This window comes from Pedobacter sp. (genome assembly GCF_035566355.1).
Taxonomy (GTDB): domain Bacteria; phylum Bacteroidota; class Bacteroidia; order Sphingobacteriales; family Sphingobacteriaceae; genus Pedobacter.
Genome location: NZ_DATMRL010000739.1, coordinates 1 through 4170 on the forward strand (window position 1 = coordinate 1; position 4170 = coordinate 4170).

The 4170-nt window shown below is 39.5% G+C and carries 6 protein-coding genes; 2 read left to right on the top strand and 4 right to left on the bottom strand.

Annotated features, from left to right (window positions below):
• Positions 1-180, bottom strand: a 180-nt coding sequence (locus VNZ46_RS29325) for a metallophosphoesterase family protein (RefSeq protein ID WP_325565262.1), incomplete at its 3' end; no start/stop codon positions are given.
• Complete coding sequence (locus tag VNZ46_RS29330; RefSeq protein ID WP_325565264.1) at positions 177-1367, bottom strand: MFS transporter; 1191 nt, start codon at positions 1365-1367, stop codon at positions 177-179. The genes VNZ46_RS29330 and VNZ46_RS29325, both read right to left, overlap by 4 nt.
• Before the next feature lie 87 nt (positions 1368-1454).
• On the opposite strand from VNZ46_RS29330, the gene VNZ46_RS29335 reads away from it, so the two are divergent.
• Both VNZ46_RS29335 and VNZ46_RS29340 read left to right on the top strand, forming a co-directional pair.
• Entirely contained in the window at positions 1455-2285 is an 831-nt protein-coding gene (locus VNZ46_RS29335; protein ID WP_325565266.1) for an AraC family transcriptional regulator, read from the top strand.
• An 83-nt stretch (positions 2286-2368) separates the two neighbouring features.
• Positions 2369-2602 carry a hypothetical protein gene (locus VNZ46_RS29340; RefSeq protein ID WP_325565268.1) on the top strand — a complete coding sequence of 78 codons (234 nt, stop codon included), beginning with the start codon at positions 2369-2371 and terminating at the stop codon, positions 2600-2602.
• Positions 2603-2608: 6 nt separating this feature from the next.
• Here VNZ46_RS29340 and VNZ46_RS29345 read toward each other — a convergent pair whose 3' ends face one another.
• On the bottom strand, positions 2609-3241 hold the full coding sequence (locus tag VNZ46_RS29345; RefSeq protein ID WP_325565270.1) for a gluconate 2-dehydrogenase subunit 3 family protein: 633 nt from the start codon (positions 3239-3241) through the stop codon (positions 2609-2611).
• A gap of 11 nt (positions 3242-3252) precedes the next feature.
• Positions 3253-4170, bottom strand: a 918-nt coding sequence (locus VNZ46_RS29350) for a GMC oxidoreductase (protein ID WP_325565272.1), incomplete at its 5' end; no start/stop codon positions are given.

Below are 4170 nucleotides of genomic sequence, written 5' to 3' on the forward strand. Positions count from 1 at the left end.
CAGGCAGGGTATTTTTTGCTTTCTGATCCGATCAATCACCTCATTATTCCAGGGAGCAAAATCAACCAGGTCTCCTAAACAATAAATCTGATCTGCACCTCTCCTTTCCATATCCTCAAGTACAGCTTCTAGAGCAGGCAGATTCCCATGTACATCACTAAAAACGGCTATTTTTATCATTTCACAGTCCTCCTCCGGGTTACCGTTTGGGATACAATTACAATAGTCAGGGCAATTCCACTCCAAAGCAGCATCTGATAGGTAGAAAGATTCCAACCACCTAATTTCCAGGAAAGCAAACCACAATAAGTACCTAAAGCTCCTCCGATAAAATACACCGTTACATAAATGGTATTCAAGCGACTATGAGCATGTTCATGCAAACTATAGATTCGCGCAAAATTGGTAATTTGTGTAGCCTGCACACCAATATCCAAAAAGAAGATACTAATCATTAAGGCAATTACCGAAAAGGGAAAAATTTTAATGAGCAATACGCTCCCAATCATCAAAGAAACAGAAATTAACAGAGATCTGTATGCATTTCCTTTATCGGCAAGCTTTCCAAAATATGGCGCAACAAGAGCTCCCCCGATAGCGATCAAACCGAATAAGCCTATTGTACCAGTTTGATAATTCAAAGGCGCTGTGCTCAGATGAAAGGTTAACGTTGTCCAAAAGGAACAAAATACACCGAAGGTAAAAGACCCCAGCAGACAGGCCTGTCTTAATACCCTGTGTTCTTTAATCAAAGTCAAAGTTGATTTTAAAAGGTTAAAATAATTCCCTTTGAATTTGGGTGCTACATTGGGTAAATAAAGTTTGAGTAATATGGTGATCACTAAAACCATACCTGCAGATATACCATAGACATATCTCCAACCTAACCATTCGGCAATTAAGCCACTAATCACCCTGGCCCCCAGGATACCAACAAGTATACCGCTAAAAACCTTTCCAACTGTTTTACCTCTGTTCACCGGATCAAGTGTTGCTGCCATGGGCAAAATGATCTGAGCCGGTACAGAACAGATGCCTATAAGTAAACTCAGTATATAAACCACCAGGATTGTCTTTGCCATGGCAAAGACAATTAAAATCAAGGTTAGCAGACCTGCAAGGAGAACAATAAGGTTCTTCCTGTTGACTTTGTCGCCCAAAGGTAGTACAAAGAACATCCCCAGTCCATAACCTATCTGTGAAAGCATGGCAACCTTACCTATTTCGATTTCACTTGCCCCAACGGAAGCGCCTATTTCTTTCAGAATAGGCTGGTTATAATAAATATTGGCCACGATAATACCCGCAGCAATGGCCATAAGGGGAATAATTGCAGGGTGTAATTTTACTTTTGATGCTGTAGGCATAGGAGTTAAAAAATTTTGACACAAACCTAGACCATCAACCACCACTTAAATTGTACATTTAGAAAATAAAATTGTAAATAACACCAATTGGAAAGATTCATACAGCACGATACGCTTTATATCAGACATTTTACTACAACAAAATGGCCTTTTCCTGTGCACAATCACAATCATTTCGAGCTGGCCTTTATTCATTCTGGCAACGGTTTTCACTACCTCAATGAAGTACCTCAATGGTATCAGGGACCTTGTTTTTTTCTGCTTTCTCCTGAAGATTATCACATTTTCGAGATCCAGGACCGAACAGAATTCAGTATTTTGAAATTTACAAATATCTATTTAGACGGTCCCTTTGCCGATCAGGGATTACAGAAATGGAACAAATTAATGGAACAGTTATTGGCAATGAGTTCTACCCTTCAGTCTTGTATGGTCAGTTCTGAAGAAGAGCTTTTTAAAATAGAACAATTGATCCATTTAATTACCCTGGAATGGGAAACCAGTCAGAATTCTGGAAATGAGACCATCTTTTATCTCATCAGGGCGATATTTTCAATCATCAAAAAAACGGCAATAAAGGAATTGTCCCCAAAGATTTCCAGCCAGGAAAACACAGTAATGTCTATTGTAAACTATATTCATAAACACATCCGTAATCCCCGTAGTTTACAACTCAGGGAGCTTGCAGAAGTGTTTCATTTTTCACCTAATTATCTGACTGGATTGTTTAAAAAGCAAATGGGGGTGCCAATTAAAACTTATATAGACAACTACAAACTGAAATTGATAGAGAACAGACTTAAATACACTGAACATCCGCTAAAAGAAATCAGCATGGAATTTGGGTTCAACGATTTGAGTCACTTTAATAAGTTTTTCAAAAAAAATTATGGAACCAATCCAAAAGAAGCGAGATAGAACATCATAGTAAATTATACTTATTAATTTATTCATAATATTTCTTTGACAACTGTACCGCAATATTATCCGTACCTTTGACCATGGAAAATAAATACGTTGAGACTATACAAGTAGAGAAAAACGGAAACTATTACATCGTACACAATTTGGGCACAAGAGATGTTATCCTCGCCATTTATGAAGTTGCCACAGGTCAGCAAATTTCCCCTGATACCAGAATAGTGGATAAAAACACCATTAATATCAATTTCGAGAACCGTTCACGCCATGAACACCTCAATGAAGGCAAGTACAGGGTCGTGATCCGGTCCTGATTTCATTTAGATCTTTACATCCTGCATCCCATATTGTTTTAATACTTCATCGGGAACACCTTGCCATTGATTTGGAGCATTGCCTGCATAACCAATATCTGTTACACCAATTTTTGAAGTGTAAAAACCGGATGCAGTCAGGTTTCTCATCCTGTTAAAAAAAGTCACTCCAGGCTTCATTTCCGGTTTGGCTTTTTGAGGATAGGCAATCTCATCGATCATAGCAATTTGCTCTTTTGCTGAAACTTCAACAAAAGGTTTCCGATAGCGGTTCAAACATTGCAGATCCAGCCATTTTAAACCACCGCGCATCGGTATCTTATGTTCCGGTATATCTTTTACTATAAATTCAATAAATTCAGGAACTTTCGCATCTGATGCGCTTCCGGAAACATCATCTTTCGGGATAATAATATCTGCAAGGACTGTAATGGTTGCCATTTCATGTTTGGTAAAGAAGGTTTCTGAATGGAGTTCTTTGTCCCGCTCTATCTCCCAATGTTCCCGTCCAGCCTCTTTTGCTGTTTCTTCTGGAGTACTGGTATCCGTTTTAGTTTCAGATGGCTTGCAGGCATCTATAAGTACGCTGGTGCTTATCGCTGTAAGTCCTAATGCTTTTATCGAGTCACGTCTGTTCATAAGCTCAATCTTTAAATATTTTGTTTTTTCTTTTGTGCCAGAATATATTCAGCCGTCCTCATAGACAGCGCTAATATTGTCCAGGTCGCATTCTTATCTCCTTGCTGAACAAAAGGTGCAGCATCAACTACGAATAGATTTTTACAATCATGAGCCTGACAATATTTATTTAAGGCAGATTTTTTGGGATCATCTCCCATACGGATGGTACCAACTTCATGAATAATCTTTCCAGGAGCTTCCAGGCCATAATTTGTTTCCGGGCCCTGTATTTTTGAAGTAATCACGGCTCCCATTTCTTTCATAATAGAAAGGAAAGTCTCCTGCATATGTTTGGCCTGGTTAATCTCCTCCTGTGCCCATTTATAATGAAACCTCAGCACAGGAATTCCATATTTATCTACTACATCCGGATCTATTTCACAATAATTATCAGCCCTGGCAATAGCAGTACCTCGTCCTGCCATGCCTACTCCTGTGCCATAAAAACGACGATAGTCATCTTTTAGAGAGGCACCATATCCACCGGCATCTTTCATTTTTCCATCTCTGCCGGGTACCATACCATTCATAACAGGTACTCCAGAACCAAATCCATAGGAAGGCATCCCCATTCCGCCACCATATTCTATATGATAACCCCTTGGAAAATTAAGTTTCTTATTATCTAGCCACCAGGGCGAGTAAATATGAACACTGCCGACACCGTCTTCGTTATAACGTTTACGGTCCATTAACTGCGGTAAAAACCCGGAAACACCAGCTCCGGTAGAATCATGTAAATATTTACCAACCACCCCACTGCTGTTTGCCAGACCGTTAGGATGTTGTGAAGATTTGGAATTTAAAAGAATCCTTGCCGACTCACAAGCACTGGCCCCCAGAATAACCAGTCTGGCATTGACCTGATACTCCTGCAAGTCCCGTCT

Bases quoted from the DNA above. Each gene is read 5' to 3' on its own strand.
- VNZ46_RS29330 (WP_325565264.1), bottom strand. From the start codon at position 1,367: ATGCCTACAGCATCAAAAGTAAAATTACACCCTGCAATTATTCCCCTT.
- VNZ46_RS29340 (WP_325565268.1), top strand. From the start codon at position 2,369: ATGGAAAATAAATACGTTGAGACTATACAAGTAGAGAAAAACGGAAAC.
- VNZ46_RS29345 (WP_325565270.1), bottom strand. From the start codon at position 3,241: ATGAACAGACGTGACTCGATAAAAGCATTAGGACTTACAGCGATAAGC.